Genomic DNA, 24,125 nt, shown 5'->3' with positions numbered 1-24,125 from the left:
CCGGCCCCGGATTGTAGATCGTACCCCGTGCGAATCGCGATCATCGATACCAGCACCACGCGCGCCGCGATCATCTCGGAGGGACTGCGCGAGGCGGGGCTGACCGACCTGGCGGTGATCGATCCCGCCGGGCCGCTGGTCGCGCAGGTCGAGGCCGCCGCGCCGGAGGTCGTGCTCATCAACCTGGAAAATCCCAGCCGCGACCTGCTGGAGGATTTCTTCGCCATGTCGCGGGCGCTGGCCCGGCCGATCGCGATGTTCGTCGACCAGTCGGATGCGGCGGCGACGATGGCGGCGGTCGATGCCGGCGTCTCCGCCTATGTCGTCGACGGCCTGGCCAAGCAGCGCATCCAGCCGATCCTGGAGCTGGCGATCCGCCGCTTCCAGGCCTTTTCCCGGCTTCAGGCCGAATTGGCCGAGGCGAAGACCGCCCTCGCCGACCGACAGGTGATCGACCGGGCCAAGGCGATCCTGATGAAGCGGCGGAACCTGGACGAACCGGCCGCCTATGCGCTGCTGCGCGGCCATGCGATGCAGTCCAACCGGCGCATCGCCGAGGTGGCGGAGGCGATCGTGACCAGCGACGCCGTGATGGGAGGGCTGTGATGGGCCGCGAGACGTTCCGCATCGGCTTCCTGCCGCTCGTCGATGCCGCGCTGCCGATCCTGGCGCACGAACTGGGCTTCGCGGCGGCCGAGGGGATCGCGATCCGGCCGGTGCGCGACCTGACCTGGGCGACGGTGCGCGACCGGCTGCTCTATGGCCATACCGATGCCGCGCATCTGGTCGCGCCGCTGGCGATCGCGACGACCCTGGGCCGGGGGCGACCGGCGGTGCCGCTGGCGGTGCCGTTCGTGCTGGGGCTGAACGGCAACGCCATCACCCTGTCGACCGCGCTGGGCGAGGCGTGCGGGCTGGACGCGGGACTGGGCGATCCGGTGACGCTGGGCGCGGCGCTGAAGCAGGTGGCGGCGGCGCGCCGCGCGGCCGGGCGACCGATACGGCTGGGCGTGGTGCATCGCCATTCCAGCCACAACTATATGCTCCGCTACTGGCTGGCGCAGGTCGGCATCCGCCCGGACGAGGATGTCGTGATCGCGGTCACCAGCCCGCCCTTCGCCGCCGATGCGCTGGCGACGGGCGCGATCGACGGCATCTGCGTCGGCGAACCGTGGAACTCGATCGCGGTCGATCGCGGCGTTGGCCGCATCGCGCTGGCCAGCGCGCAGGTGTGGCGGCGCGGCGTCGAGAAGGTGCTGGCGCTGACCGCCGCCACCGCCGCCCAACGGCCGGAGGCGGTCGCCGCCCTGATCCGCGCGCTCCATGCCGCCGCCGCGCATTTCGTCGCCCCCGGCACCGCCGGGGACAGCGCGGCGATCCTGGCGCGCCCGGAATATTGCGACGCGCCGGTCGATGCGATCCTGCGCGCGATCACCGATCGCATCCGGGTGGTGCCGGACGGCGACCCGATCCATTATCCCGACTTCATGTTCCAGTATCGCGAGGCCGCCAACTTCCCGTGGCGCAGCCAGGCGGCGTGGCTCTACACCCAGATGATCCGCTGGGAAGGCCAGCCGTTCGACGGGCACGAGGCGGCGGCGGCGATGGCGACCTTCCGCCCCGACCTGTACCGGGCCGCGCTCGCCGGATCGGGCGCGGTGCTGCCCGGCGCCAGCTCCAAGCTGGAGGGCGCCTTGGGCGAACCGATCGCCGCAGGCTCGACCCAGGGCCGGCTGATGCTGGGCAGCGACCGGTTCTTCGACGGACGGGCCTTCGATCCCGACGACATGCCGGGCTATCTGGCGGGACTGCCCTGACCCATTGCGCTCCCCGTCAAGGGTAGAATGCGTGTCCCCGGCGCAAACAACCCCCGCCGCGAACGATCCGCCCTCCCCAAGCCCGCGCGGCTGTGCCACACCCGCGCACAAGGCGCGCCCGCCGCCGACCGCCGGGCATCATGACGCAGGTCGGACTTCGGCCTGCGGGGTAAGGAGCTTATGTCGCCGTTTCTCGGACTGGCCGCGGTGCTGGTGCTCGTCATCGCCAACGGCTTCTTCGTCGCCTCGGAATTCTCGCTGGTCGCGGTGCGGCGCAGCCGGGTGGCGGAGCTGGTCAATGCCGGGCGGATGAACGCCAAGGCCCTGCAACGCGCGATCGACCAGCTCGACGCCAATCTCGCCGCCACGCAGCTCGGCATCACCATCTCGTCGCTGGCGCTGGGCTGGATCGGCGAGCCGGCGCTGGCGCATCTGGTCGAGCCGATGCTCGCCGGCCTGCCCGCCGGTCTCGCCTCGGGCGGGTCTCATGCGGTGGCGGTGGCGATCTCCTTCACCGTCATCACCGCGCTCCACATCGTGCTCGGCGAACTCGCCCCCAAGAGCCTGGCGCTCCAGCGCAGCGAGCGGACCGCGCTCTGGGTGGTGCGGCCGCTCGCCGTCTTCCTGTTCGTGCTGCGCCCGGCGATCGGCGCGCTCAACGGCCTGGGCAATCTGGTGCTGCGGCTGTTCGGCCTGCGTCCCGGCACCGGCGAGGAGGCGCTGCACTCCCCCGAGGAGTTGAAGCTGCTCGTCGCCGCCAGCCACGAGGCCGGCCTGCTCAACGAGGCGCAGCAGGAGGTGGCGGAGCGCGTCTTCACGCTCGGCGACAGGCGGATCGTCGACATCATGACCCCGCGCCGCGACATCGACTGGATCGACGCCGATGCCGGGCCGGAGATGGTCCTCCAGGCGGTGCGACGCTCGACCCACGAACAGTTGCTGGTCGGGCAGGCCGATCTGGACGAGCTGCGCGGCATGATCCTGAAAAAGGACCTGCTCGACCAGGCGCTGGACGGCGGCGCGATCGATCCGCTGGCGGTGGTGCGCAAGCCGCTGATCGTCCATGAGGCGACGCCGATCGTCCGCGTTCTGGAGCAGTTCAAGCGCTCGCCCGTGCGCCTGGCGGTCATCATCAACGAATATGGCAGCGTCGAGGGGCTGGTGACGCAGACCGACCTGCTGGAGGCGCTGGCCGGCGAGCTGGCGGAGGACGAGGACGGGCCCGATCCCGCCATCGTCCGCCAGGACGACGGATCGCTTCTGATCGACGGGCTGGTGTCCGCGCATGACGGCTATCGCCTGCTGCAATGGCGCGACGAGCCGACCGATGCCGATTACCATACCATGGCCGGCTTCGCGCTCGCCCGGCTGACCCATCTGCCGGTGCCGGGGGAGACGTTCGAGCATAATGGCTGGCGTTTCGAGATCGTGTCGCTCGACGGGCGGCGCATCGCGCAGCTGAGGGCGACATCGCTCGATCCCGACCTGACCGTGGAGTGATGCTGCACCTGCGAAAAGGGGCTTGCGCGGCAAGCGTGATTCGGGCAGCTTGTGGTCGTCCGGCAATGGCGTCGGGCATGAGATAGCAGCGAACCGCCTCTCCAGCGCCGGGGAGGCTCCCGCTGACCGGACCGAGGCCGTCACGGCCCCGCACCCGGATGGAGGCAACGAAGCCGCCAGGACGCGATCCCGAAAGGGTCGCCGTCCTGGCGGCTTTTTTCATTTCCGGCCCCGCGCGGCCGAGGGGGACAGCATGGCGACATCGATCTGGAACGATCCGAAGGAGGAACCCGCGACCGGCTTCTGGGCGAGCGGCCATACGCCGACGCTGATCGCCGCCTTTCTCTATTTCGACCTGGCTTTCATGGTCTGGGTGCTGCTCGGCCCGCTGGCGCCCGACATCGCGCACGCGCTGGCGCTGACCCCGGCGCAGAAGGGACTGATGGTCGCGGTGCCGACGCTGGCCGGCGCGGTGCTGCGCGTGGTCAACGGCCTGGCTGTGGACCGGATCGGACCGAAGCGGTCGGGCGCGATCAGCCAGATCATCGTCATCGCCGGCCTGGCCAGCGCCTGGATGCTGGGCGTCAGCAGCTTCGCTGGCACGCTGGCGCTGGGCGTGATCCTGGGCTTTGCCGGGGCCAGCTTCGCGATCGCATTGCCGCTCGCCAGCCGCTGGTATCCGCCCGAACATCAGGGCAAGGCGATGGGCCTGGCCGGCATGGGCAATTCGGGCACGGTGCTGGCGGCCCTGTTCGCCCCCGCGCTCGCCAAGCTGTTCGGCTGGAACGCGGTGCTGGGCCTCGCCTGCATCCCGCTGACCATCGTGTTCGCCGTCTATCTGGTCCTGGCCAAGGACGCCCCCAACGCCCCCGCCCCGCGCCGGCTCGCCGAATATCTGCAACCGCTGCGCCAGGCCGATGCCTGGTGGCTGATGGGCTTCTACGCCGTCACCTTTGGCGGGTTCGTGGGGCTGGCGGCCAGCCTGCCGCTCTATTTCACCGAGCGGTTCGGGCTGACCACGGTGCAGGCCGGCTATGCCACGGCGGCCTGCGTCTTCGCCGGGTCGCTGGTCCGGCCGATGGGCGGGGCGCTGGCCGATGCGATCGGCGGGGTGAAGGCGCTGATGGCGGTGTTCGCCGCCGCCGCCGTGACGCTGACCGGCGTGGCGATCGCCGATGGCTTCGCCGCCTCGCTCGCGCTGTTCGTCCTGTCGATGCTGGCGCTGGGAACCGGCAACGGCTCGGTCTTCCAACTGGTGCCGCAGCGCTTCGCCGCCGAGATCGGCGTGATGACCGGGCTGGTCGGCATGGCGGGCGGCGTCGGCGGCTTCTACCTCGCCTCCTCGCTCGGCCTCGCCAAGCAATGGACCGGCAGCTTTTCCCTCGGTTTCCTGATCTTTGCCGCGCTGGCCATCGTCGCCCTGGCGGGCCTGGCACTGGTGAAGGCCCGGTGGCGCCGCGATTGGGCGACCGCCGGAACCGTACGGATCTGATCGATGCGCCTGGCCCCTTCCCTCCTCCTGTCGGCGTCGCTCCTCGCCACCCTGCCGGCCGCCGCGCAGACCGTGACGCTGACGCCGCTGGCCGAGGCCCGGCTGCGCTGGGAGCGGGTCGACCAGCGCGACCTGCCCCGCCGGTCGGACGCGGTCACCGCCCGCGTCCGCACCGGGATCGCGGCGACCGCCGGCCCCTGGTCGGCGCTGGTCGAGGCGCAGGGCAATCTGGCGATCGTGCCCGACTATTTCGATGGCGTGCATCCCGACGCCAGCCGCCCGCTGATCGGCGATCCGCAGAGCATCGGCCTCTACCGCGCGCAGGTGCAGTACAAGACCGACGCCCTCACCCTGACCGCCGGGCAGCAACGGATCGCGCTGGACGACGAACGCTTCGTCGGCGCGGCCGCCATCCGCAACAACGGCCAGACGTTCGACGCGGTGCGCGCCGAACTGGTGCCGGTGAAGGGCGTCAAGGCGGACCTGAGCTATGTCTGGGGCGTCCGCACCGTCTGGGGGATCGACGGCACCGGCGCGCGGCCGCGCTCGATCGGCGGCGATAGCGTGCTGGCCAATCTCGGCTGGGCGACGCCGATCGGCACGCTGACCGGCTTCGCCTATCTGATCGACGCGGACGAGGCGGCGCTCCAGGGCTATCGCCTGTCGAGCCAGACCTATGGCGCGCGGCTGGCGGGCAGCCGACCGCTGGGCACGGCCAAGCTCGCCTATCAGGCCAGTTGGGCGCGTCAGTCCGACTATCGCCGCAACCCCAACGACTATGCGGCCGATTACTGGCTGGCCGATGTCGCGCTCGACCTGAACGGCCCGCGCCTGGGCGGCGGGTACGAAGTGCTGGGCGCCGATCGGGGCCAGGCGCTGACCAGCTTCCAGACGCCGCTGTCGTCGATCTTCAAGTTCCAGGGCTGGGCCGACAAGTTCACCGCCACGCCCGCGGACGGCATTCGCGACCTCTATGCCAGCACCGGCTGGGGCTGGAAGCAGGTCGGCCCGGTCAAGGCGCTCGGCCTGTCCGCCATCTGGCACCGGTTCGAGAGCGACCGGCTGGTCCGCCATTACGGCAACGAGATGGACCTCCTAGCGCAAGGCAAGGTCGGCCGCACCACCGCGTCGCTCCGCTACGCCGATTATCAGGCCGATCGCTTCGGCACCGACACCCAAAAGCTTTGGCTGCAACTGGACTGGACCATCTGATGGAACACCGCCCCGTCGTCGCGGCGACCGATACCCGCGAACGCCTCATCGTGATCGGCAACGGCATGGCCGGCTGCCGCGCCGTCGAGGAATTGCTGGCCCGCGATCCCGACCGATACCGAATCACCATCTTCGGCGCCGAGCCGCTGGTGAACTATAACCGGATCATGCTGTCGCCGGTGCTGGCGGGCGAGAAGACGTTCGACGAGATCGTCATCAACGGCCATGACTGGTATGCCGATCACGGCATCGCGCTGGTCAGCGGCGATCCGGTGACGGCGATCGATCGCGACGCGCGCACCGTCACCACGCGCGGTGGCATCGTCACCGGCTATGACCGGCTGCTGATCGCGACCGGGTCCGACCCGTTCATCATCCCGGTGCCCGGCCACGACCTGCCCGGCGTCATCAGCTTCCGCGACATGCAGGATGTCGAGCATATGCTCGCCGCCGCCGAGCGGGGCGGCAGCGCGGTGGTGATCGGCGGCGGCCTGCTGGGGCTGGAGGCGGCGCATGGCCTGAGCCTGCGGGGCATGACGGTCACCGTCCTCCACCTGATGCCGACGCTGATGGAGCGGCAACTGGACGAGGCGGCGGGCTGGCTGCTGAAACAGGCGCTGGAGGCGCGCGGCCAGACCGTGCTGACCGGTGCCGACACCGCCGCGATCCTGGGCGACGGCAAGGTCGAATGCGTTCGCCTGAAGGACGGGCGCGAGATCGTCGCCGACCTGGTGGTGATGGCGGTCGGCATCCGCCCCTCGGTCGCGCTCGCCCGCGCCGCCGGGCTGGAGGTCGGACGCGGCATCAAGGTCGACGACCATATGGTCACGTCCGATCCGCGCATCCTGGCGGTTGGCGAATGCGTCGAGCATGACGGACAGGTTTACGGCCTGGTCGCGCCGCTCTGGGACATGTGCCGCAGCCTCGCCGATGCGCTGACCGGCGCACCGTCCGGCTATCGCCCCACCGCCACCGCGACCAAGCTGAAGGTCGCCGGGCTCGACGTCTTCTCGGCGGGCGATTTCGGCGGCGGCGACGGCGCGGAGGATATCGTGCTGCGCGACGCCGCGCGCGGCATCTACAAACGCGTCGTGGTCAAGGACGACCGGATCGTCGGCGCGGTGCTGTACGGCGATACCGCCGACGGCAACTGGTATTTCGACCTGCTGAAAAAGGGCGAGAGCATCGGCGACATCCGCGACGCGCTGATCTTCGGCCAGGCCTTCGCCTCGGGAGGGGGGCAGGCGGACCCTAAGTCGGCCGTTGCGGCGCTCTCCGACACGGCGGAGATCTGCGGCTGCAACGGCGTCACCAAGGGCCAGGTCGTCTCGTGCATCGCCAAGGGCGCGCACAGCCTCGACGCCGTCCGCGCCACCTGCAAGGCGTCGGCGAGCTGCGGCTCGTGCACCGGGCTGGTCGAGACGCTGCTCGCGCTCACGCTGGGCGACGAGGTGGAGGCGGGGCCGAAGACGATGTGCAAATGCACCAGCTTCGGCCATGACGATGTGCGGCGCGAGATCGTCGCGCAGGGCATGCGCTCGATCCCGGAGGTGATGCAGAAGCTGCACTGGTCGACGCCCGACGGCTGTTCCTCCTGTCGCCCGGCGCTCAATTACTATCTGCTCTGCGCCCTGCCCGGCGACTATGTCGACGACCAGCAGAGCCGCTTCGTCAACGAGCGGATGCACGCCAACATCCAGAAGGACGGCACCTATTCGGTGGTGCCGCGCATGTGGGGCGGGATCACGTCGCCGAAGGAACTGCGCGCGATCGCCGATGTGGTCGAGAAGTTCAACGCGCCGATGGTCAAGGTGACCGGCGGCCAGCGGCTCGACATCTTCGGCATCAGGAAGGAGGATCTGCCCGCCGTCTGGGCCGATCTGAACGCCGCGGGGATGGTCAGCGGCCATGCCTATGGCAAGTCGTTGCGCACGGTGAAGACCTGTGTCGGCTCCGAATGGTGCCGCTTCGGCACGCAGGATTCGACCGGGCTGGGCGTCAAGCTGGAGCGGGCGACCTGGGGGTCGTGGATGCCGCACAAGTTCAAGATCGCGGTGTCGGGCTGTCCGCGCAACTGCGCCGAGGCGACGATCAAGGATTTCGGCGTGGTCTGCGTCGACAGCGGCTACGAACTCCATGTCGGCGGCAATGGCGGGATCAAGGTCCGCGCCACCGACCTGCTCTGCAAGGTCGCGACCGAGGCGGAGGCGATGGAGATGTGCGCCGCCTTCGTCCAGCTCTACCGCGAGGAGGCACGCTATCTGGAGCGGACCGCGCCGTGGATCGAGCGGGTCGGGCTGGCGTACATCCAGTCGCGCCTCCTGCCCGACGCGGACGCGCGCGCCGAACTCGCCCGCCGCTTCTTCCATGCGCAGAGCTTCTCGCAAGACGATCCCTGGGCCGCGCGCGTCGCCGGCCAGGAGCGCGAGATGCATGCGCCGATGGCGCGCTTCACCCCGCAGGAGGAAATGGCATGACTGGCGAGTGGCTCGATATCGGCTGGGTGAACGAGATCCCGGTGCGGGGCAGCCGCACGGTGCAGGTCGAGGGCGGCGACGACATCGCCATCTTCCGCACCGGCGAGAACAAGGTCTTCGCGCTGCGCGACCGCTGCCCGCACAAGCATGGCCGGCTGAGCCAGGGCATCGTCCATGGCGGCGCGGTGGCCTGCCCGCTGCACAATTGGCGCATCTCGCTCAGCACCGGGGAAGCGCTGGGCGAGGACAAGGGTTGCACCCCGGTCGTGCCGGTCCGGATCAGCGGCGGCCGCGTGCTGATCTGCCGGGCCAGCACGCTGAAGGCGGCGGCGTGATGGTCCTCCGGTTCCTTCCCTGCACGGCGAGGACGCGGTGACCCCCATCGACACCACCTGCGCCTATTGCGGTGTCGGCTGCGGCATCCGCGCGACCGTGACCGGCGACCGTCAGGTGCGGATCGAGGGCGATCCCGATCACCCCGCCAATCGCGGCAGGCTCTGTTCCAAGGGCACGCATCTGGGCGAGACGGTCGGGCTGGAGGGTCGCCTGCTCCACCCCATGATCGGCCGGCGGCGTGCCTCCTGGGACAAGGCGCTCGATCTCGTCGCCAAACGCTTCCGCGACACCATCGCGCGCCATGGCCCCGACAGCGTCGCCTTCTACGTCTCGGGCCAGTTGCTCACCGAGGATTATTACGTCGCCAACAAGCTGATGAAGGGGTTCATCGGCTCGGCGAACATCGACACCAATTCGCGCCTGTGCATGTCGAGCGCGGTGGCGGGGCAGACCCGCGCCTTTGGCGAGGACGTGGTGCCGGCGAGCTACGACGACATCGACGCCGCCGACCTGATCGTGCTGGTCGGCAGCAACACCGCCTGGTGCCATCCGATCGTCTATCAGCGCATCCGGGCGCGCTGCGAGGCCGGTGCGAAACTGGTCGTGATCGACCCGCGCCGCACCGAGACGGCGGAACAGGCCGATCTGCACCTCGCCATCCGGCCGGGCAGCGATGTGGCGCTGATGAACGGCGCGCTTGCCTGGGCACGGGCGGCGGGGGTGGTGGACGAGGATTTCCTGGCCGCCTCGCTCGCGGTGCCGGAGGATTTCTGGATGGCGCTGGACCAGGGCAGCGACCTGTGGTCGGTCGCGAGGACCTGCGACGTCGCGCCGGGTGACCTGCGCCGCTTCTACGAGATGTTCGCCGCCACGCCGCACACGGTCACGCTGTTCAGCCAAGGCATCAACCAGTCGACAGCCGGCACCGACCAGGTCAATGCGATCCTCAACCTGCACCTCGCCACCGGCCGGATCGGCAAGCCGGGGGCCGCGCCCTTCTCGATCACCGGACAACCCAATGCGATGGGCGGTCGCGAGGTCGGCGGCCTCGCCTCGACGCTGGCGGCGCATATGGACTTCGCAGCCGACAATCGCGCCCGCGTCCAGCGTTTCTGGGCCTCCCCCGCCATCGCCGCCAGGCCGGGGCTGAAGGCCGTCGACCTGTTCCGCGAAATCGGCCAGGGCCGGATCAAGGCGCTGTGGATCATGGCGACCAACCCCGCCGTATCGATGCCCGATGCCGGATCGGTGCGCGACGCGCTCGCCGCCTGCCCCTTTGTCGTGGTCAGCGACGTGATCGCGGAGACGGATACGTCCGTCCATGCGCATGTCCGCCTGCCCGCCGCCGCCTGGGGCGAGAAGGACGGCACCGTCACCAATTCCGACCGCACGGTCAGCCGCCAGCGCGCGCTCTTTCCCCTGCCCGGCGAAGCGAAACCGGACTGGTGGATCGTCAAGGAGGTCGGCCGCCGCATGGGCTGGAAGACCGCCTTCGCCTATGACCGGCCCGCCGAAATCTGGCGCGAGCATTGCCGCCTGTCCACCTATGAGAATGACGGCGCCCGCCTGTTCGCCCTGCCCGGCCGGTCGAGCGGCGGCAATGCGGACTATGACGCGATGCAGCCGTTCCGCTGGGGCGGCACGCCCTTCGCCGATGGCCGCTTCCCGACGGAGGACGGCCGGGCGCGGCTGGTGCCGGTCGTGCAGAAGGCGATCCCCGCGCCGCTTCGCGACTGGCCGATGACGCTCAACACCGGGCGCTATCGCGATCACTGGCACACGATGACCCGCACCGGCCTCGCCCCCAAGCTGGCGCGGCATCGCGAGGAACCGCTGGTCGAGGTCCATCCCGACGATGCCGCGCGGCTGGCGCTGGCCGATGGCGGACTGGCGCGGGTCGGCACGCCGCAGGGCGAGAGCCTGTACCGCGTGTCGGTCGTCGCCAGCCAGCGGCCGGGCGAGCTGTTCGTGCCGATCCACTGGACCGATCGTACGGCGACCGGCGGCCGCACCGGCCTGTTGCCGCGACCGCTGACCGATCCGCATTCGGGCCAGCCGGGCTTCAAGGCCAGCCCCGCCTGCATCGCCCCGGTCGCGACCCGCTGGCGCGGATTCCTGATCCTGGCCGGTGAGGCGGCGCATCGTCCCGACTGCCTGTGGGCGACCCGGATCGCGGTGCCGGCGGGCACGCTGTGGGAGCTGGCCGGCGACGGCGACGCGGCCGCGCTCGACCGGCTGCTGCCGGCGGGCGAGCGGATCGAGGCGGTCGACGCCGCGCGCGGCACCCGCCGCGTCGCGATCCTGTCCGGCGGCCGGCTGGTCGCGGCGCTGTTCGTCACCGAGGCGGGGCAGTTGCCGACCCGCGACTGGCTGGTCGCGCAGCTATCCAAGGCGCAGGCCGCGCCGACCCTGCTCGCCGGGCGCGCGCCGGGCGCGACCGTCGATCGCGGCGCGGTGCTGTGCGTCTGTTTCGACCTGGGCGTGAAGACGATCCTGGCCGCGATCCGCGACCAGCAGCTTGCCGATGTCGCTGCGATCGGCGCGGCGATCGGCGCTGGCACCAATTGCGGGTCGTGCCGCCCTGCCCTGGCCCGCCTGCTCGCGGAGGAGACCATCCATGCAGCCTGACGATTTCCCCGCCGGTTCGGTCTGGCTGGTCGGGGCCGGCCCCGGCGATCCCGAACTGCTCACGCGCAAGGCCGAGCGGCTGATCGCGACCGCCGACATCGTCTTCTTCGATGCGCTGGTCGGCCCGGCCGTGCTCGACCTGATCCCGCCCGGCACCGAGCGGGTCGGCGTCGGCAAGCGATCGGGCCGCCATTCCAAGGACCAGGGCACGATCGACGCGCTGATCGTCGCCGCCGCCCTGTCCGGCCGGCGGGTGGTGCGGCTGAAGGGCGGCGACCCGTCGATCTTCGGTCGCTCGACCGAGGAGATCGATGCCTGTCGCGCGGCCGGCATCGCCGTCCGCATCTGCCCCGGCATCACCGCCGCCAGCGCGGCCGCCGCCTCCGGCCTCGCCTCGCTGACGCTGCGTGGCCTGGCGCGGCGGCTGACTTTGGTAACGGCGCACGCCCGCGCCGGCGAGCCGCTCGACCTCGACTGGCCGGCGCTCGCCGCCTCCGATTCGACGCTGGCGGTCTATATGGGTCGCGCCGCCGCCGGCGAGGTCGCGGGCGAACTGATGAAGGCGGGCCTGGCGCCCGACACGCCGGTGATGGTCGCGGTCAACGTCTCGCTGCCGGGCGAGCGGCTGATCCGCGGCCGGCTCGACGCGCTCGCCTTCCTGGTCGAGGCGATCAGCGACGGCGATCCCGCCTTGCTGCTGATCGGCCAGGCGATGGGCGTGGCCGCGCCCCGGACCGGGGACCGGATCGCCGCGCTCCAGCCGCTGGTCCTGTGACGACGGTACGCGCGGCGATGAACCCAGCCCCCCTCCGCTCGTTCGGCAGGGGTGGAATCTGCCCAAACCCTTGAAGCCAAAGCCCTTCGCCCATGGCTGCCGCGCCGGCTGCTGGTCACGCGCAGCGCACGCGGCTTCGATCATGGCCGCCATGTCATGGACCGTGCCGCCGCGCTGGGCGTCGCGATCGTCGAGCTTCCCGCCGACCGGATCGCGCTCGACCTGCCCGAGGATCCCCGCCGCGCCTATGCCGAGGCCAAGGCGACGCTGGCGCTGGTCGTGGCCCCGCCGTCCAAGCGTCGCCTGCAACCCATCGCCCCCAGCGCCGATTGGCGCGTCGACCTGGCGGAGGGGTGCCCGGCGCATTGCAGCTATTGCTATCTCGCCGGATCGCTCAAGGGCCCGCCGATCACGCGGGTCTATGCCAATCTCGACGAGATCCTGGACGGGCTGCCCGCCTATCTGGGCCAGGGACAGATCACCAGCCGCAACCGCGACCGCGCGGCCGAGGGCACGACGTTCGAGGCGTCCTGCTACACCGACCCGCTGGCGCTGGAGGCGCTGACCGGTTCGCTGTCGGCCGCGATCGCCTGGTTCGGGCGGTGGGAGGCCTCGGTGCAGCTTCGCTTCACCAGCAAGTTCGCCGATGTCTCGGCGCTCACCGATCTCGACCATCAAGGGCGCACGCGGATGCGCGCCTCGATCAACCCGCGCGCCTTCGCCCGGTTCGAGGGCGGCACCGCGCCCGTCGCCGCCCGGCTGGTCGCGCTGCGGCAAATGGCGCTGGCCGGCTATCCGGTCGGGCTGACCATCGCGCCGATCATCGCCGCGCCCGGCTGGGAACAGGCCTATGGCGAGCTGATCGACCAGGCGGCGGCGCAATTGGCCGACATCCCTGCGCTGGACCTGACGATCGAGTGCATCACCCATCGCTTCACCACGGGGTCGAAGGCGGTGCTGGACAGCTGGTATCCCGGCTCCGCGCTCGACATGACGCCCGCCAACCGGACCACCAAGCGCACCAAGTTCGGCACCGAGAAGCAGGTGTACGATACCGCCACGATGCGGTCGCTGCGCGGCTTCTTCGAGGCGCGACTGGGCCGGGTGCTGCCGATGGCGCGACTGCTCTATTGGACCTGACCGCCCCGGCTCGGCTAGACGGGGGGCAAAGTTTCAAAGGAGACGATTGCGATGACCGCATCCTATGACGCACGCCTGGGCCTCTATATCGCCGGCGAATGGCTGGGGACCGAGGGGCGCGAGACGCGCGACGTGCTCAACCCCGCCACCGGCCAGGGCCAGGCCGAACTGCCGCTCGCCACCGCCGCCGATCTCGACCGCGCGCTGGAGGCGAGCCAGCGCGGCTTCCTGGCGTGGCGCGCCACCCCGCCGGAGAAGCGCGCCGCGATCCTGACCCGCACCGCGCAATTGCTGCGCGAGCGCGGCGACCAGATCGCGCGCATCGCCACGCTGGAACAGGGCAAGATCCAGGCCGAGGCCAAGGGCGAGCTCGCCTTCGCCGCCGCCTTGCTCGACTTCCATGCCGCCGAGGGGCAGCGCGTCTATGGCCGCGTCCTGCCGCGCCCGTCGGGCAGCCGCAGCCTGGTGCTGCACCAGCCGGTCGGCCCGGTCGCGGCCTTTTGCGCGTGGAACTTCCCGATCATGAACGTGGTGCGCAAGATCGCGCCGGCGCTGGCGGCGGGTTGTTCGATCATCATCAAGCCGTCGGAGGAGACGGCGGGCAGCGCGGTCGAGGTGATGCGCTGCTTCCAGGATGCCGGCCTGCCCGGCGATGTCGCGCAATGCGTGTTCGGCATGCCCGACATGGTGTCGCGCCAGCTGCTCGCCTCGCCGATCACGCGCAAGCTGAGCTTCACCGGCTCGGTGCCGGTCGGCAAGCAGCTGATGAAGCTGGCGGCGGACACGATGATGCGCACCACCATGGAGCTGGGCGGCCATGGCCCGGTGCTGGTATTCGACGATTGCGACCTGGACAAGACGGTCGAGACGCTGGTCGCGCACAAGTTCCGCAATGCGGGCCAGGTCTGCGTCGCGCCGACCCGCTTCCATGTGCAGGACGGCATCTACGACCGCTTCGCCGCCGCCTTTGCCGAGCGGACGCGGGCGCTGAAGATCGGCGACGGTCTGGACGCGGCCAGCCAGATGGGCCCGATGGCCAATGCCCGCCGGCCCGACGCGATCGCCGAGCTGGTCGGCGACGCGACCAGCCATGGCGCGCGCCTGCTCGCGGGTGGCGAGCGTGGCGGCGATGGCGGCTTCTTCTTCCAGCCGACCGTGCTGGCCGATGTGCCGACCGCCGCACGCGCGATGAACGAGGAACCCTTCGGCCCGATCGCGCTGCTCAGCCGCTTCGGCAGCGAGGAGGATGCGATCGCCGAGGCCAATCGCCTGCCCTTCGGCCTGGCGGCCTATTGCTTCACCGAGAATGGCCGTCGCCAGAACCGGCTGGGCGATGCGATCGAGGCGGGGATGATCGCGATCAACAATGTCCGGCTCAGCTATCCCGACAGCCCGTTCGGCGGGATCAAGGATAGCGGCCATGGCAGCGAGGACGGGCCGGAGGGCATCATGGCGCATCTGGTCACCAAGACCGTGCATATGAGCTGATCGAACGCGACCTGCGGTGGCGCACGCCTCCCCCCTGCCGGGGAGGCGTGCGCGGGATGCCGATCCATCCATCTGATTCAATTAGATAAACCGACAGGAACCGCAATCCGTCCGCACCGGTTGCCCCAGCATGGCGGGGTGATCCCGCATGGGAGACGCGCAATGAGCGACCGATCGGACACCCCGCACCTCTACGGCACCGCTCCCGGATCGGAGAGCAAGCAGGGCAAGGCAGGCCACACCCTCGCCCCCGACCAGCAGGCGCCGACCGAACAAAGCTATGCCCATCAAATCGCGCTGACGGATGGGACCATGGTGACGGTGGAGGAAACCTCCGGCATCGCCTTTGCCGAGAGCGACCGACAGGTCGGGAGTGCCGCACCGCCAGCGGACGACCGACCGGCGGATGGGACGGCCCCGGCCACCGGCACCCCGCCCCCGACCACGCGGCAGGTGGTCCTGGGCGCGGCGCTGGGCGTCGGGGTCGGCCTGCTCGCCAATCTGGTGCGCAAGGCGGCGGTGCAGGCGCCGACCATGCTGGCCGGCCGGTGGGACAAGGCGCTCGCCGCCGAGCATCGCGCCGCGCTGGCGATCTTCGACCTGATCGAACAGACCGACGAAAAGGACGCGGCGCGGCGCACCGTGCTGCTGACCCAGTTGAAACATGCGATCGGCAAGCACGCCTTCCAGGAGGAGAACAGCATCTATGCGATGATGCGGGACCTGGAGATGACCGAAGCGGCCGATCATCTGAATCACGAACATGGCTATGTGAAGCAATATTTCTTCGACCTGGGCGAGATGCCGCGCGACGATCCCGCCTGGCTGCCCAAGCTGCGCGCATTCCGGTCGATGATCGAGACGCATATGCGCGAGGAGGAAGACGACCTGTTCCCCCGGATGCGCGAGCGGCTGACCGGCGACCAGAACCGCCACCTCACCCGGCTGATGCACCGTGAGGGGCTGAAACTCGCCTGACGCCTATCGGAACCAGAGCCGGCGCAGCCAGCCTTGCGCCGGCTCTGGTTCCAGGGCGGCGCGGCGTTCGGCATAGCTGGCGGCAAGTCGCTCGTGCGCCGCCTGTGCGACCGCCGTCGCCGCACGCCGCGCCAGTCGTCGCTCCTGTCGGATGCGACGCTCCAGATAGATCCTTTCCATGCCCGTCTCCTGTCCGTCGCCAGGATTAGGCGGACCGCACATTCCCAACTAATCCGATCGGCTCCGAAAACGGAAGTGTAGCATCTCGTAAACTTAAGTAGGGTTGAGTCCTCCCGTAATCAAAGCGTGAGTTCGCTAGTAGATCGCCCCGATCACAGCACCTATTCGCTTTATATTCATTATCGCGATACGGCAGTTCGCGACGGGAGGACAGTCATGGCAGCCCAGATCATCGTCAAAGCCACCGGCAAGGCAAGTGAAGCCGCGAGCAACAGCATCGAACTCGACGCGCCCAGCGTCGTGCGGCTCGATGTCGACCAGAGCCAGGTCGCCAATCTGGAACGGGCCGGCGACGATCTGGTGGTGCGGCTGACCGATGGCCAGGCGATCCGTGTCGAGCAGTATTACGTCCAGAACAACGGCGTCGGCAGCGACCTGGTACTGCGCGACGGCGCGCAGCGCCTGTGGCTGGCGCATCCGGACGTGGCCGGGGCCGGCCGCTTCACCCTGCTTGGCGAATTGAACGACCTGGTCGCAGCCGGCGGCGCGGCGGCGGCGGGCGGCGGCGGCGGCTTCGTGCTGCCGGCGGTGCTGGGCCTGGCCGGCGCGGGCGCGGCGGGCGCGGTGGTGTCCGCCGCCGGCAGCGGTGGCGGTGGCGGTGGCAATGTCTCCGCGCCGCTACCCTCGGCCGATACCCAGGCCCCCGGTCGCCCGACCGCGATCTTCGCCGCCAACGGCGCCAGCCTGTCGGGAACGGGCGAGGCCGGGGCGACCGTGCAGGTGCGCGGGTCCGACGGCAGTGTCGTCGGCACCGCGACGGTCGGCAGCGACGGCCGCTTCACCGTGCCGTTGACGCAACCGCAGGCCAATGGCCAGACCGTCATCGTGTCGCAGAGCGACGCGGCCGGCAATGTCTCGGCCAGCACCACCGTCGCCGCGCCCGACATCACCGCGCCCGGCGTGCCGACCGCCGGCCTGCAGGGTGGCGGCGCGATCGTCAGCGGCACGGGCGAGGCCGGCGCGACCGTCACGATCCGCGACGCCGCCGGCCAGCCGGTCGGCACCGCGATCGTCGATGCGCAAGGCAATTATGCGGCCACCCTCGCCACGCCCCAGGCCAATGGCGAAACGCTGACCGTCACCCAGAGCGACGCCGCCGGCAATGTTTCCGCAGCGACATCGGTCATCGCGCCCGACACGACGGCCCCGGCCGCACCGACCGCCAGCCTCGACAATGGCGGCACGACCGTCAGCGGCATTGGCGAAATCGGGGCGACCGTCACGATCCGCGACGCGGCGGGCCAGCCGATCGGCACCGCGACCGTCGACGCACAGGGCAATTACGCGGCGACGCTCGCCACGCCCCAGGCCAATGGCCAGACGCTGACCATCACGCAGGGCGACGCCGCCGGCAATATCTCGCCCACCACCACGATCATCGCCCCCGACACGACGGCCCCGGCCGCCCCGATCGCCGGCGTCAGCGCCGATGGCACGACCGTCAGCGGCACGGCCGAGGCCGGCGCGACGGTGACCATCGCCGGGTCTGCGGGCCAGCCGCTCGCCACCGCGATCGTCGCGGCGGATGGCGGCTACAGCGCGACCCTGCCCGCCGGCACGTCCGACGGTCAGATCCTGTCGGTGACGCAGCGCGACGGCGCGGGCAATGTCTCGCCCGCCACCGACGCCCCGACGCCCGATCGGGTCGCGCCTTCCACCCCGGTCGCAACGCTCGGCCCGGATGCCGCCACCCTGTCCGGCACCGGCGAGGCGGGCGCGACGGTCACGGTACGCGATCCCGCCGGCATGGTGATCGGCACCGGCCCGGTCGGCGCGGACGGCAATTGGACCGTCACCCTGCCGGCCCCGCGCCTGGAGGGCGAGACGCTGACCGTCGTCCAGAGCGACGCGGCCGGCAACAGCTCCGCCGCCGCGCCGGTGGTCGCGCCCGATCTCACCCCGCCCGCCGGCCTGACCGCCACGATCGGCGATGGCGGCGCGATCGTCAGCGGCGCGGGCGAGGCGGGCGCGAGCATCAGCGTGCGCGATCCGGCGGGCACACTGATCGGCACCGCCATCGTCGGCGCGGACGGACGTTATGTCGCGCCGCTGTCGCCCGCCCAGACCAATGGCGAGACGGTGCAGGTGACCCAGGCCGATGCCGCCGGCAATGTCGCCGCGCCGGTCGCGGTCACGGCACCCGACACGACGCCGCCCGCCGCCCCCACCGGCACGCTGTCGGCGGACGGCGCGATCCTGACCGGCATCGGCGAGCCCGACGCGACCGTCACGGTGCGCGCCGCCGACGGCACCGTGCTCGGCAGCGCACCGGTGGCGGCGGATGGCGGCTTCGTCGTGTCGCTGGCAAGCGCGCAGACCAACGGCCAGACGATCCGCTTCGACCAGGCGGATGCCGCCGGCAATGTCTCGCCCACCGTACAGGCCGTCGCCACCGACATCAGCGCGCCCCTGGGACTGGTCGCCACGGTCAGCGCGGACGGTGCCCTGGTGACCGGACGCGGCGAGGCGGGCGCGACCGTCACCGTCCGCGCGCCCGACGGCACGCCGATCGGCACCGCGCTGGTCGGCGCGGACGGCCTCTATGTCGCGCCGCTCAATCCGGCGCAGGTCGACGGCCAGGTGTTGCAGGTGACCCAGGCCGATGCGGCCGGCAATATCTCCCGCCCCGCCGCCCCGATCGCGCCCGACCTGACCGCGCCCGCCGCCCCCGACGCGGCGCTGGCGGCGGACGGCGCGAGCGTCAGCGGCACCGGCGAGGTCGGCGCGCTGGTGGTGGTCCGCGCCAGCGACGGCAGCCCCCTGGGCAGCGCCGTGGTCGGCGCGGACGGCCGCTATGTCGCCCCGCTCGTCCCGCCTCAGACCAATGGCGAGACGCTGGGCGTGACCCAGGCGGATGCCGCCGGCAACCTCTCCCCCGCGACGCCGCTCCTCGCCGCCGATACCAGCGCGCCGACCGGCCTGACCGCCGCCGTCAACGTCAATGGCACGATCGTCGGCGGCGTGGCGGAGGCGGGCGCGACCGTCACCGTGCGCGATTCCCTGGGTGCCCCGATCGGCACCGCCGTCGCCGCCGCGAACGGCGCCTATGCGGTGGTGCTGACCGTGCCGCAGACCAATGGCGAAACGGTGCAGGTGACCCAGGCCGATGCCGCCGGCAACGCCTCCGGCCCGACCCCGGCGCTCGCTCCCGATCTCACCGCCCCCGCCGCGCCGGGGCTCGGCCTGAACGCCATCGGCACCGAGGCGAGCGGCACGGGCGAGATCGGCGCGACCGTCATCCTGCGCGACGCGACCGGCACCGAGATCGGCCGCGCGGTGGTGGACGCCAATGGCGCCTATACGGCGACGCTGACCCCGCCCCAGGCCAATGGCGGCCTGGTCAGCGCGACGCAGGCAGATGCGGCCGGCAATATCTCGCTGCCCGCGACCCAGGCCGCGCCCGATATCACCGCGCCCGCCGCACCGGCCGCGACGCTGGACGCGACCGGTGCGGTCGTGACCGGCACCGGCGAGCCCGGCGCGACGGTGACGGTGCGCGACGCGCTGGGCAATCCGCTGGGCAGCGGTCTGGTCGATGCGAACGGCGGCTATGCGATCGCGCTGGCGACGCCGCAGATCGACCGGCAGTCGCTCAGCGTGATCCAGGCCGATCCCACGGGCAATGCCTCCACCCCGACGCCGCTGATTGCGCCCGACCTGACGCCGCCGCCGGCCCCGGTCGGCACCGTCGCCCTCACCGGCGGCAGCGTCGCCGGCACGGGGGAGGTCGGCGCGACCGTCACCGTGACCGATCCGGTCGGGCGCGTGCTGGGCAGCGACGTCGTCGCGGCCGATGGCCGCTTCCTGGTCACGCTCGTCACCCTGCAGACCAATGGCCAGGTGCTGACGCTGACCCAGGCCGATGCCGCCGGCAATATCTCGCCCGCCAGCCTCGCGGTCGCGCCCGATCCGGTGCCCAACGACTCGCCGCCCGCGCCGACCGCGGCCGTGACGGTGGACGGGCTGGTGGTGTTCGGCACCGGCCAGGCCGGCGCGACGGTCACCGTCTATGGCCCGGGCGGCGCCGCGATCGGCACCGCCACCGTCGATCCGTTCGGCAACTACGCCGCAGTGCTCGGCAGTCCCCAAGTGAATGGCGAGACGCTGCGCGTCGTCCAGGCGGATTCGGACGGCGATGTATCGCCGCCCGCCGCCGCGACCGCGCCGGACCTGACCGGTCCGCTGGCCCCGACCGCCACGATCGATGCCGCCGGCCTGGTGGTGACCGGCACGGGCGAGGCGGGCGCGACCGTCACCGTGCGCGACGCGGCCGGCAATCTGCTCGGCACCGCGACCGTGCAGGCGGGGGGCGGCTATAGCGTTGTCCTGACGACCCCGCAGCGTGACGGCGAGTCCCTCTCCGTCGTCCAGGTCGATGGGGCCAACAACCCGTCGCTGCCCGCGACCGTCACCGCGCCGGACATCACCGCACCGCCCGCGCCGCTCGGCATCGTCGCGACCGATGGCCTGAGCGTCACCGGCACTGGTGAGGCCGGCGCGACGGTGACGGTGCGCGACGCGAGTGGCGCGACGCTGGGCACCGCGCTGGTCGCGGCCGATGGCGGCTTCACGGCGGAGCTCGACACCGCGCAACGCAATGGCCAGCCGCTGGTCCTCAGCCAGAGCGACGCCGCGGGCAATGCGTCTCCGACGACCGGCATCGTCGCGCCGGACAGCACGCCGCCCGCCGCCCCGCTCGCCACGGTCGATGCCAGCGGTACGCTGGTGGCGGGGACCGGCGAGGCGGGGGCGACCGTGACGGTGCGCGACCCGGTGGGCGCGCTGCTGGGCACGGCAACGGTGGGGAGCGACGGCCGCTTCGTCGTGACGCTCGCCACGCCGCAGGGCAATGGCGAGCGGTTGCAGGTCGGCCAGGCGGATTCGGCGGGCAATGCCTCGCCGGTCGTCACCACCGCCGCGCCCGACTTCACCGCACCCACCGCGCCGCTGGGCCAGGTGTCGGGCGACGGCACGCAGCTGATCGGCACCGGCGAGCCGGGCGCGATCGTCACCATCGCCGGCGCCGGCGGGCTGACGCTCGGCACCGCCACCGTGGGCGGGGATGGCCGCTTCGTCGCGACGCTGGGCATCCCCCAGGCCAATGGCCAGCTGCTGACGCTGACCCAGGCGGATGCCGCCGGCAACATCTCGCCCGCCACCCAGGCGGTCGCGCCGGACATCACCGCGCCGATCGGCCTGAACGCGGTGGTCAATGGCAGCGGCACGCTCGTCTCCGGCACCGGCGAGGCGGGTGCGTCCGTCACCGTGCGCGATCCGGGGGGGGCGGTGATCGGCACCGCGACGGTGGCGTCGAACGGCAGCTATACGGCGCTGCTCACCACCGCGCAGGCCAATGGGCAGCTCCTGCAAGTCACCCAGGGCGATGCGGCGGGCAATGTCTCCCTCCCCGTGCCGGTGCGGGCGCCCGACCTGATCGCGCCGATTGCCCCGACCGCCACGGTCGACGGCACCGGTACGAGCGTCACCGGCAGTGGCGAGGCCGGCGCGACCGTGCGGATCACCGATCCCGCCGGCGCGGTGATCGGTATTGCCACGGTCGGCGGCGACGGCCTCTACACCGCGACGCTCACCACGCCCCAGGCGAACGGGCAGTCGCTGGGCGTCGTGCAGAGCGATGCGGCGGGCAATGCCTCGCCCGGCATCCGAGTCACCGCGCCCGACATCACGCCGCCGGCCGCGCCCGACGCGACGATCAACCCGGCCGGCACCGTGGTCGCGGGCAGCGGCGAGCCGGGCGCGACCGTCGAGGTGCGCAATACCGGCGGCACGGTGATCGGCAGCGGGCTGGTCGGCGCGGGCGGCGGCTATTCGATCGCGCTGTCCAGCGCGCAGGTATCGGGCGAGGCGCTGAGCGTCAGCCAGCACGATGCGGCCGGCAACGGCTCGCCCGCCGTGGCGATCACCGCGCCGTTCGACATCTCCGCCTTCGACAACAGCGCGACGGCCGCCATCGACCTGCGGCCGGTGGAGACGCAGCGTGCGCTGGGCAGCGCCAGCTATACCGCGCTGGTGTCGCTGGGCCTGGTCAACGTCAATGCGCAGGTGCTGGCCATCCCCAATGTCCAATTCACCGTGCAGGCGGGGCATCGGCTGGATGCCAGCTTCACCTATGACGCCACGCTCAACCTGGGGGTCGCCAGCGGCTACTCGGTGGTGGTGCAGCGGTTCGACGGCACCAACTGGGTCGCGCTGCCCGGCGGGTCGGGCAACAACTCGCTGCTCGAACTGGGGCTGCTGAACGGCAACCTGGTCGGCGGGGTGAACGACCTGGGACCGGGCACCTACCGCGCCTTCGTCACCTTCGACAACACGCTCGGCGTCGGGCTGCTCGGCGGCCTGTCGATCACCGGCGCCGACCGCGACTTCACCGATGTCGCGGCGGCGGTGCCCGCCCCGACCAGCGGCAACGTCATCGCCGATGCGAGCCCGGACGGGGCGCTCGATCGGGTCAGCTCGCAGACCGCCGTGCGTAGCGTCACCGTCGGCGGCACGACGACCCTGGTCAGCGGCGACGATACCGTGGTGGTCGGGCAATGGGGCCGGCTGGTGATCGACCCGGACGGCAGCTACATCTATACGCCCAATGCGAGCGCCGGGGCGATCGGCCAGACCGACCGCTTCACCTACACGCTGCTGGACGCCAGCGACGGCGAAACGGAAAGCGCGACGCTGTCGGTCCGGATCGGCAGTCCGGATGTGTTCGGCGCGCCGCTGGCGATCAACGACAGCGCGGTGGCGACGGCGAGCTTCACCAATCTGGTCACCACCATCCCGGCCGCGATCGACTCCAGCTTCGCTACACCGGGCGCGGTGCTGGGCACCCAGACCGGCCGCGTCGTCGACAGCTTCACGGTCGAGCCGAACGCCACCGCCACCGTCACCCTGTCGGCGGTGGTGGCGCCCGGGTTGAGCCTGCTGCCAAGCTACACGATCAGCGTCACCAACGCGGCCGGCGTCGAGGTCGGCCGGGCGCAGGGCGTGGCCCTTACCGGGCTGCTCGGCAGCGGCGTGACGCTGACGATGAACGGGCTGGCGTCCGGCACCTACACCTACACCGTCACCAGCCCGAACTCGCTGGGTGTCGGCTATGGCACCAGTGTCTATGTCGCGGAGACGGTGACGCATCTCGACCGCTATGTCCTGACCGGCGCCACGACGGTGCAGGGCGAGCTGCTCGGCAACGACGTGCCGGGCAGCAGCTTCCCGGGCGTGAAGATCCTGTCGGGCGGCACCTATGTCGAGGTGGGCGAGACGCCGCTGACCATCGCCGGCGCGCATGGCACGCTGACGATCGACGAGACCGGCCATTATAGCTACCAGCTGAGCGCGACGCTGGGCTATGCGGCGGTCGATCCGGTCGACAGCTTCAGCTACCAGCTGGTCCAGCCCGACGGACAGGTGTCGACGGCGCGGCTCGACGTGGCGGTCGACATCAACAATGGCGCGGCCCCGGTGCTGCCCGCGGCCGCCACCGCCTTCATGGTGCTGGCCCCGGAACAGGATGTCGTGTCGCTGTCGCTGACGGCGACCCATGGCACCGATGCTCCCGCCACCACCGACGCCGCCACGACCGACCATCATCTGGCGCAGGCGACGCTCGCCTTCGACACTATGGCGGACCAGGGCAGCGTCGAGGAGGTGCTGGGCCACTATCTGGATGCGCATGGATCGATCGACACGACCGGCCATGATGCGTCCGGCGCGACGGTCGCGGCGGTGGTGACGAGCGACCCGGCGGCGACGACGCCGGTCGACGATCCGCTCGCCTATCTGGCGGTGTCGATGACGCATGAGGATGAGCGGCTGACGATGCTGCACAGCGTGTGAGGATGCCGGCCGCGTGTCCCTCCCCACCACCCCGGCGCGGGCCGGGGTGGTGGATGGAACATGGCATCACCCCTGACCGATCGCTCCGCAAACGGAGCCGATAACCGGCCGCAACCCTATGGTTTAAGGCAATTCTTTCTCGGATTTTAAGCATGTTCTGCGATCCCGTGCCCACCACGGAAAAGGATTTCGGA

Annotated in this window: 14 protein-coding genes; 13 read left to right on the top strand and 1 reads right to left on the bottom strand. The window is 71.2% G+C overall.

The annotated features are described in order from the left end of the window. Window positions 1–27 precede the first annotated feature (27 nt). The 12 genes from BRX43_RS00220 to BRX43_RS00165 all read left to right on the top strand — a co-directional run bounded on the left by BRX43_RS00220 (window position 28) and on the right by BRX43_RS00165 (window position 15,843). Window positions 28–606: an ANTAR domain-containing protein gene (locus BRX43_RS00220; protein WP_125992813.1), complete on the top strand. Its 579-nt coding sequence runs from the start codon at window positions 28–30 to the stop codon at window positions 604–606. Continuing rightward, a complete protein-coding gene (locus tag BRX43_RS00215; protein ID WP_125992812.1) occupies window positions 606–1,817 on the top strand; it encodes a CmpA/NrtA family ABC transporter substrate-binding protein in 1,212 nt (403 codons plus the stop codon). The genes BRX43_RS00220 and BRX43_RS00215 overlap by 1 nt, the downstream gene beginning before the upstream one ends. A gap of 180 nt (window positions 1,818–1,997) precedes the next feature. Further along, a complete protein-coding gene (locus BRX43_RS00210; protein WP_125992811.1) occupies window positions 1,998–3,317 on the top strand; it encodes a hemolysin family protein in 1,320 nt (439 codons plus the stop codon). A 253-nt stretch (window positions 3,318–3,570) separates the two neighbouring features. Then, complete coding sequence (locus tag BRX43_RS00205) at window positions 3,571–4,809, top strand: nitrate/nitrite transporter (RefSeq protein WP_125992810.1); 1,239 nt, start codon at window positions 3,571–3,573, stop codon at window positions 4,807–4,809. Window positions 4,810–4,812: 3 nt separating this feature from the next. Further along, on the top strand, window positions 4,813–6,021 hold the full coding sequence (locus BRX43_RS00200; RefSeq protein ID WP_125992809.1) for an alginate export family protein: 1,209 nt from the start codon (window positions 4,813–4,815) through the stop codon (window positions 6,019–6,021). Continuing rightward, window positions 6,021–8,498, top strand: a complete 2,478-nt coding sequence (nirB, locus tag BRX43_RS00195; protein ID WP_125992808.1) for a nitrite reductase large subunit NirB — start codon at window positions 6,021–6,023, stop codon at window positions 8,496–8,498. Before BRX43_RS00200 ends, nirB begins: the two co-directional genes overlap by 1 nt. Continuing rightward, window positions 8,495–8,833: a nitrite reductase small subunit NirD gene (gene nirD / locus BRX43_RS00190; RefSeq protein WP_125992807.1), complete on the top strand. Its 339-nt coding sequence runs from the start codon at window positions 8,495–8,497 to the stop codon at window positions 8,831–8,833. The genes nirB and nirD overlap by 4 nt, the downstream gene beginning before the upstream one ends. 37 nt (window positions 8,834–8,870) lie before the next feature. Continuing rightward, the gene (locus BRX43_RS00185) at window positions 8,871–11,462 is read left to right on the top strand and encodes a nitrate reductase (protein ID WP_125992806.1); all 2,592 of its coding nucleotides are present in this window, start codon (window positions 8,871–8,873) and stop codon (window positions 11,460–11,462) included. Then, window positions 11,452–12,237, top strand: coding sequence for a uroporphyrinogen-III C-methyltransferase (gene cobA / locus BRX43_RS00180; RefSeq protein WP_125992805.1), 786 nt, complete (start codon window positions 11,452–11,454; stop codon window positions 12,235–12,237). Before BRX43_RS00185 ends, cobA begins: the two co-directional genes overlap by 11 nt. Before the next feature lie 51 nt (window positions 12,238–12,288). Then, window positions 12,289–13,377, top strand: coding sequence for a spore photoproduct lyase family protein (locus BRX43_RS00175; protein ID WP_125992804.1), 1,089 nt, complete (start codon window positions 12,289–12,291; stop codon window positions 13,375–13,377). Between the two features lie 51 nt (window positions 13,378–13,428). Further along, complete coding sequence (locus tag BRX43_RS00170; RefSeq protein ID WP_125992803.1) at window positions 13,429–14,865, top strand: NAD-dependent succinate-semialdehyde dehydrogenase; 1,437 nt, start codon at window positions 13,429–13,431, stop codon at window positions 14,863–14,865. A 162-nt stretch (window positions 14,866–15,027) separates the two neighbouring features. Further along, entirely contained in the window at window positions 15,028–15,843 is an 816-nt protein-coding gene (locus BRX43_RS00165) for a hemerythrin domain-containing protein (RefSeq protein WP_241214682.1), read from the top strand. Window positions 15,844–15,846: 3 nt separating this feature from the next. Here BRX43_RS00165 and BRX43_RS20110 read toward each other — a convergent pair whose 3' ends face one another. Further along, on the bottom strand, window positions 15,847–16,023 hold the full coding sequence (locus tag BRX43_RS20110) for a hypothetical protein (RefSeq protein ID WP_164523479.1): 177 nt from the start codon (window positions 16,021–16,023) through the stop codon (window positions 15,847–15,849). Between the two features lie 216 nt (window positions 16,024–16,239). Here BRX43_RS20110 and BRX43_RS00160 point away from each other — a divergent pair, with 216 nt between their 5' ends. After that, complete coding sequence (locus BRX43_RS00160; RefSeq protein WP_125992802.1) at window positions 16,240–23,931, top strand: BapA/Bap/LapF family large adhesin; 7,692 nt, start codon at window positions 16,240–16,242, stop codon at window positions 23,929–23,931. Window positions 23,932–24,125 lie beyond the last annotated feature (194 nt).

Source organism: Sphingomonas sp. S-NIH.Pt15_0812 (assembly GCF_003951315.1).
Classification (GTDB): Bacteria; Pseudomonadota; Alphaproteobacteria; order Sphingomonadales; family Sphingomonadaceae; genus Sphingomonas.
This window is presented reverse-complemented; position numbering and strand designations above follow the sequence as displayed.

Excerpts from the sequence above, each read along its gene's own strand:
- BRX43_RS00215 (WP_125992812.1), top strand. The coding sequence starts at position 606 with ATGGGCCGCGAGACGTTCCGCATCGGCTTCCTGCCGCTCGTCGATGCC.
- BRX43_RS00210 (WP_125992811.1), top strand. The coding sequence starts at position 1,998 with ATGTCGCCGTTTCTCGGACTGGCCGCGGTGCTGGTGCTCGTCATCGCC.
- BRX43_RS00205 (WP_125992810.1), top strand. The coding sequence starts at position 3,571 with ATGGCGACATCGATCTGGAACGATCCGAAGGAGGAACCCGCGACCGGC.
- BRX43_RS00200 (WP_125992809.1), top strand. The coding sequence starts at position 4,813 with ATGCGCCTGGCCCCTTCCCTCCTCCTGTCGGCGTCGCTCCTCGCCACC.
- nirB (WP_125992808.1), top strand. The coding sequence starts at position 6,021 with ATGGAACACCGCCCCGTCGTCGCGGCGACCGATACCCGCGAACGCCTC.
- nirD (WP_125992807.1), top strand. The coding sequence starts at position 8,495 with ATGACTGGCGAGTGGCTCGATATCGGCTGGGTGAACGAGATCCCGGTG.
- cobA (WP_125992805.1), top strand. The coding sequence starts at position 11,452 with ATGCAGCCTGACGATTTCCCCGCCGGTTCGGTCTGGCTGGTCGGGGCC.
- BRX43_RS00170 (WP_125992803.1), top strand. The coding sequence starts at position 13,429 with ATGACCGCATCCTATGACGCACGCCTGGGCCTCTATATCGCCGGCGAA.
- BRX43_RS00165 (WP_241214682.1), top strand. The coding sequence starts at position 15,028 with ATGAGCGACCGATCGGACACCCCGCACCTCTACGGCACCGCTCCCGGA.
- BRX43_RS20110 (WP_164523479.1), bottom strand. The coding sequence starts at position 16,023 with ATGGAAAGGATCTATCTGGAGCGTCGCATCCGACAGGAGCGACGACTG.
- BRX43_RS00160 (WP_125992802.1), top strand. The coding sequence starts at position 16,240 with ATGGCAGCCCAGATCATCGTCAAAGCCACCGGCAAGGCAAGTGAAGCC.